Below are 5,208 nucleotides of genomic sequence, written 5' to 3' on the forward strand. Positions count from 1 at the left end.
CCTGAGCCCAGCGGATCCCGAAGAAGCTCCAGCGGCGAGGACACGGCCTGCTATGTCTACGGGATCGTCCCCGCCGATGTGGAGTCGGAAGGCGACGCCCGAGGGGTTGGGGATCCTCCGGGCAAGATTGGTGTCGTGCAGTGCGGCGAGATTGCAGCCCTGGTCAGCGAGGTGCACCTCGGGCGGCCTCTCGGAACCCCCGAGGATCTCGCGGCTCACCAGACGCTGCTCGACGCCGTTATTAGCGCGGCGCCCGTCCTCCCCCTGCGCTTCGGTGCCGTCATGGCGGACGCCAAGGCGGTCAAGGAAGAGCTTCTGGCCCCTCCCCACGATGAGTTCGTCGCTGCCCTCAAGGAGCTCGATGGTCAGGCCCAGTATCTGGTCAAGGGTCGGTACATTGAAGAGGCGATCCTTGCAGAGGTGCTGTCCGAGGTTCCGGAGGCCGAGCAGCTGCGCGAGCAGCTCCGCGGCCAGCCGGACGACGCGACGCGCAACCTCCGGATACAGCTTGGCGAGATCATCAACCAGGCCGTCACGGTCAAGCGGGAGGGGGACACGGCCAAGATGGTCGACGTCCTCGGCCCGTACGCGGCGGCCAGCGCCGTGCGCGAGCCGACCCACGAGATGGATGCGGCCCAGGTGGTCCTCCTCGTCGAGCTCGAGCGCGAGGACGAGCTGGAGAACGTCGTAGAGGAACTGGCCCGTGCGTGGGATGGCCGAGTCACCGTGCGCCTGCGGGGACCGATGGCGCCATACGACTTCGTGGTGAAAGGTAACGGGTCGCAATGAGCCCGCTCTCGCTCATCCTCGGGCTACCCACGTTGCCGGTCCGTGGTGTGATCCGGCTGGGCCAGGCGATACAAGAACAGGCTGAGCGCGAGCTCCACGACCCGGCCTCGATTCGACACCAGCTCGAGGAGGCCGACACGGCCAAGGCGCAGGGACGGCTTTCCGAGGCCGATGAGGCACGGGTCGAGCAACAGGCTGTCGACCGCATGATCTCTAGGGGCAGGACCGGCGACCGGCCCATCGAGGCCCGGCATCGGGAGAAGGAAGGTGATCATGGCTAGGACGCGCCAGACGGAGAGAAGACGTCCCCCTGAGGCAGACGACGCCGAGGACGAGGCCCCCGCCTACGAAGACGAAGAGGACGCCGAGATCCAGCGCGACGCCTACCAAGACGAAGAGGACGCCTCGTACGACGACGACTACGAGGGTGACGCCGACGAGGATAGGTCCTCCGACGAGGATGGGTCTTCGCCAGGCAAGGACGGGACACGCCGATCGAAGCCGAGGATGTCGGCCGCCGGTGCGGCCCAGGCGGCGCTGCGCCATGTGGCCGAGCTGACCGCCAAGGAGCCGACCGGGATCACGGCGCTGGAGTCCTCCGGGGACGGCTGGGCGGTGGGGATCGAGGTCGTCGAGGACAAGCGCGTCCCCTCCTCCGCCGACATCCTCGCAATCTACGAGGCGCAGATCGACGACGAGGACGGGAGCCTGATGTCGTATCGCCGGGTACGGCGCTACTCGCGTGGCCAGGGCGACAGGGGGAGCTGAGATGAGTGAGCCGGTCCTGGCCAGTTCAACCGCGCAGCAGCCCTCTGGGGCAGGCCTCGACAGACCGCAGCCCACCAACCTGGCCGACGTGCTCGACCGGGTCCTCGACAAGGGCCTGGTGATCGTCGGTGACATACGGGTCAACCTGCTCGACATCGAGCTGCTGACCATCAAGCTGCGGCTGTTGATCGCATCAGTGGACACGGCCCGTCAGATGGGGATCGACTGGTGGGAGCACGACCCGTGGCTCCGCGCCGACAGCAACGAGCTGCTCGAGGAGAACCGGCGCCTGCGCCGCGAGCTCGCCGCGGGAGGGGGGGATGACGCACGACGCCATCGTGATCGAGGAGCGGATGAGGTGGAGGCCGACTCGGCAGAGGCCGAGGAGCGCGGGGTCTCGGCGGAGTAGCCATGGCTGAGAACCCGGGGACCTGGGTCTATGGCGTCACCCGGCCCTTTCGCCCGGAACGACTGGCGCTCCTGACCGGAGTGGATAGAGAGCCCCTGCGCAGCGTGGAATGCTCAGGGCTGGCCGCGGTGGTGGGCTCGGTCGACCTCGAGAACTTCGGCGAGGAAGCCCTGCGCCGCAACCTCGAGGACATCGAGTGGCTGGAGGCCTGCGCCCGCGCCCACCATCGTGTCCTCGAAGCCGTGACCCACTTCGGGCCCGTGGTGCCGATGCGTTTGGCGGTGGTATTCCACGACGACTCCGGCGTGCAGTCGATTCTTGAGAGTCGCTCCGAAGGCCTCGGTTCCGCCCTACGCCGGGTGGACGGCCGGTTCGAATGGGGGGTCAAGGCGTCCGAAGATCCGGAACACCGCGACCGATCTCCAGACCCTCCTCAGCCCACACCAGGACAAGGCGGTGGAACCGCCTACCTGCTGAGGCGCCGGGTCCAGCTTTCGGCCAGAGAGCGGGCGGGAGCTGATCTGGCCCAGGCAGCCGAGGATGTCCACACGACCCTGGCCGAAGTGGCCGTCGCTTCCCGGCGCCACCCGCCCCAGGACCGGCGGCTCAGCGGACAGGAGTCGGCCATGGTTCTCAACGGCGCCTATCTCATCGATGAGGATCGCACCGACGAGTTCGTCGCTATGGCTGCAGCTTTGGACGACCGTCACCCTGAATTGAGCCTCGAGCTCACGGGGCCCTGGCCGCCGTACTCATTTGCCATCGTCGAGGACGAAGGGCTCCAGGCATGACCGTCGAGAATCACCGTGAGAGAGATGAGCCGAGCGCGCTCCCACAGGTTGCCTTGGTCGATCTGCTCGATCGGCTCCTCGCCACCGGGGTCGTCCTGGCCGGCGACCTCACCCTGTCGATCGCCGACATCGACCTGGTTCACATCTCGTTGCGGGCGATGGTCTCGTCCACCTCCACGCTCATGTCGGCCTCCGACGACCGCCGCAGGGCTGGATGATGGATGAGGCCACGGGGCAAGAGCAGCCTCCCCCCCGGGGTCAGCGGATCGAGCTGGACCCAGAGTCGGTCGAACGCGGCCTGGTCGGCTTGGTGCTCTCCGTCGTCGAGCTGCTACGACAACTGATGGAGCGCCAAGCCCTGCGCCGAGTCGACGTCGGTGATCTCAGCGACGAGCAGATCGAGAAGCTCGGAGCCACGCTCATGGCCCTCGAGGAGCACATGACCGAGCTGCGGGGCCGCTTCGGCTTGACCGCCGACGACTTGAACATCGATCTTGGGCCCCTGGGATCACTCCTGGCCACCGACTGATCGGAGTGCTCACAGGGGTCTGGACTCTGTTGGATGCCCTGGTGAGGTGGTCAAGCGAAAAGCAACAAGGAGATTTGCTCGTGGCCAGTTCGACGAACGGATCGAACGGCTCTCCTTCGTGGGGATCGGGGTGGTGGTGATCGCCAAGCTCTCACATGAAGTTGCGGGTGTGAAGCGCCGATAGGACAGCCGCCTCGTCGGCAGGGAAGCCGAGTCGGGCGAGGCGCCGCTGGCGACCTTGATCCATCTCGGCCCGCAGGGCTTGCACGAGCCCGAATCCGCGGGCGATGGCGGTTGGAGACCATTCTCCGGCGGCGAGCACGACGAGGGCGTCTAGGACGTCGGTGTGGAGGCCGGCCGTGTTGGCGAGGGCGTCGTGGCGGCGCTCGATTGCGCCACGGAGCCGGTCCCGTAGCGCAGGGTCGATGGCGACTCGGTGCTCGAGATGCGATTGGCCGTACGCAACGTGGCGGGCCTCGTCCTGCAGCGCGAGACGAGAGACCTGACGGGTGACGGGGTCAGGGGCGTGCCGCTCGAGGAACGACAGCAGGGAGAGGAAGGTCCCCTCGCCGAGCACCGAGAGCAGGAAGGAGGCCAGCGAGAAGTCGGTCTCTTGGAGCAAGGTCTGCAGCGACGCCCGCCCACCAGCGCCTGACACGCCGAGCTGATCGACATGTAGCGCGGCCCGGCGGGTGAATACCTCGACATGGCGGGCCTCGTCGGCTACCTGGATGGCGAGGAACTGCACGACCTCGCGGTAGTGCGGGTGGATGCGACCGATGAACCGGGCCGGCACGGCCAGAGCCGCCTGCTCGTTTTCTACCAAGTACGTCATCACCTGAACGACGGCGGCTTCGACATCGCTGGCCAGCTCGAACGGTTCGTGCCAGGCGATCGCTGTCGCTGGGTCCCACTGGCTGGCCGCAGCCTGGGCGTAGAGCTTGGGAGCCAGGTCCGCCCACAGCTCGTCGCGTTCGGCCAGGTCGACTGCCAGAGGAGGGCCGCCGGCCTCGACCAGCGCGCCACGGGCGGCCAGTCCCCAGTTGGCGGGTGCTCGGGCGAGGATGCCATCGGCACCCGGCGCGCCGGCCCGCTCTGAGTGCTGCCATCGCTGGCTGCTGGCCCGGCCCTTCACGACGACGAGCTGGTCGCCAGTCTCGATGAGATGGCCGCGGGCCCGTGCCCAACCCGCCAGATGGACGGCCAGGTGCGGATCACGGCCAGCCACTTTCAGCCGGTCGCCTGGGGCCAGGCCCAAGAGGGCGTGGTCCACCAGCAGGTGGGCCCCCCGGTCAAGGCCGACGTCCTCAAGGTCGATAATCGGCAGCGGTGACGGCTCCCTTCCGGTCGTAGAAACCAGACTCGTCGATGGCCGTCTCGAGCAGCCGGTAGCCGCTCACCCTTCCGTCTCGCCATTCCTTCAGGCCCTCGAGATCGAGCAGCGGCCGCACTACTGGATCGCCATAGTCCATGCCCAGCAGCAGGCGACGGAAGCGGTCGACAAGATCCTTGGAGCCACCCGTATCCAGCACGGTCATGTTGCAGTGGTCGTAGGCGCCGGTCTGGGTCAGCACCCGCGTGGCCCCGGACACCAACGTCCCCTCCTGGGCGAACAGCAGGTGGTTGGCGTCGATCAGGCAGGCGGCGTCGACCTCGCCGGCCATGAGGGCCTTGGCCGCCTCGCGCTCACCACCCACGTGGTCGCCGTGCAGGCCAACGCCGACGTCGAATCGTCGCACGGTCGGGGACACGCCGGACGCCCGGAGGTGCGAGAGCGGCAGCAGCGTCGCCTGAGGCGAGTCGACTGCCCCGACGCCAACGCTGCGGCCCTCGAGGTCCGCCACCTCGGCGACGGGTGCATCGGACCGGACGACCACCACCGACGTCAGGTCACGGTCGGTGTCGCGCATGGCGAGCGCGGT

Annotated in this window: 9 protein-coding genes; 7 read left to right on the forward strand and 2 right to left on the reverse strand. The window is 67.9% G+C overall.

What is annotated here, in order from left to right:
- From VGF64_00005 to VGF64_00035, 7 genes are all read left to right on the forward strand, one after another.
- Positions 1-789 (forward strand): GvpL/GvpF family gas vesicle protein (locus VGF64_00005; GenBank protein ID HEY1633111.1); only part of this gene is annotated, 789 nt, incomplete at its 5' end.
- A complete protein-coding gene (locus VGF64_00010) occupies positions 786-1,070 on the forward strand; it encodes a gas vesicle protein GvpG (GenBank protein HEY1633112.1) in 285 nt (94 codons plus the stop codon). The genes VGF64_00005 and VGF64_00010, both read left to right, overlap by 4 nt.
- The gene (gene gvpO, locus VGF64_00015) at positions 1,063-1,557 is read left to right on the forward strand and encodes a gas vesicle protein GvpO (protein ID HEY1633113.1); all 495 of its coding nucleotides are present in this window, start codon (positions 1,063-1,065) and stop codon (positions 1,555-1,557) included. Before VGF64_00010 ends, gvpO begins: the two co-directional genes overlap by 8 nt.
- Before the next feature lies 1 nt (position 1,558).
- On the forward strand, positions 1,559-1,966 hold the full coding sequence (gvpJ, locus tag VGF64_00020; protein HEY1633114.1) for a gas vesicle protein GvpJ: 408 nt from the start codon (positions 1,559-1,561) through the stop codon (positions 1,964-1,966).
- A 2-nt stretch (positions 1,967-1,968) separates the two neighbouring features.
- Positions 1,969-2,757 carry a GvpL/GvpF family gas vesicle protein gene (locus VGF64_00025; protein HEY1633115.1) on the forward strand — a complete coding sequence of 263 codons (789 nt, stop codon included), beginning with the start codon at positions 1,969-1,971 and terminating at the stop codon, positions 2,755-2,757.
- Positions 2,754-2,975 (forward strand): gas vesicle protein, encoded by a 222-nt coding sequence (locus VGF64_00030; GenBank protein HEY1633116.1) that lies wholly within the window; start codon positions 2,754-2,756, stop codon positions 2,973-2,975. The genes VGF64_00025 and VGF64_00030 overlap by 4 nt, the downstream gene beginning before the upstream one ends.
- The gene (locus VGF64_00035) at positions 2,975-3,286 is read left to right on the forward strand and encodes a gas vesicle protein K (GenBank protein ID HEY1633117.1); all 312 of its coding nucleotides are present in this window, start codon (positions 2,975-2,977) and stop codon (positions 3,284-3,286) included. Before VGF64_00030 ends, VGF64_00035 begins: the two co-directional genes overlap by 1 nt.
- Before the next feature lie 151 nt (positions 3,287-3,437).
- On the opposite strand, the gene VGF64_00040 is transcribed toward VGF64_00035, so the two are convergent.
- Complete coding sequence (locus VGF64_00040) at positions 3,438-4,559, reverse strand: hypothetical protein (GenBank protein ID HEY1633118.1); 1,122 nt, start codon at positions 4,557-4,559, stop codon at positions 3,438-3,440.
- Positions 4,560-4,593: 34 nt separating this feature from the next.
- Positions 4,594-5,208, reverse strand: a 615-nt coding sequence (locus VGF64_00045; protein HEY1633119.1) for a PhnD/SsuA/transferrin family substrate-binding protein, incomplete at its 5' end; no start/stop codon positions are given.

Source organism: Acidimicrobiales bacterium, from assembly GCA_036491125.1.
Classification (GTDB): domain Bacteria; phylum Actinomycetota; class Acidimicrobiia; order Acidimicrobiales; family AC-9; genus AC-9.

Excerpts from the sequence above, each read along its gene's own strand:
- VGF64_00010 (HEY1633112.1), top strand. The coding sequence starts at position 786 with ATGAGCCCGCTCTCGCTCATCCTCGGGCTACCCACGTTGCCGGTCCGT.
- gvpO (HEY1633113.1), top strand. The coding sequence starts at position 1,063 with ATGGCTAGGACGCGCCAGACGGAGAGAAGACGTCCCCCTGAGGCAGAC.
- gvpJ (HEY1633114.1), top strand. The coding sequence starts at position 1,559 with ATGAGTGAGCCGGTCCTGGCCAGTTCAACCGCGCAGCAGCCCTCTGGG.
- VGF64_00025 (HEY1633115.1), top strand. The coding sequence starts at position 1,969 with ATGGCTGAGAACCCGGGGACCTGGGTCTATGGCGTCACCCGGCCCTTT.
- VGF64_00030 (HEY1633116.1), top strand. The coding sequence starts at position 2,754 with ATGACCGTCGAGAATCACCGTGAGAGAGATGAGCCGAGCGCGCTCCCA.
- VGF64_00035 (HEY1633117.1), top strand. The coding sequence starts at position 2,975 with ATGGATGAGGCCACGGGGCAAGAGCAGCCTCCCCCCCGGGGTCAGCGG.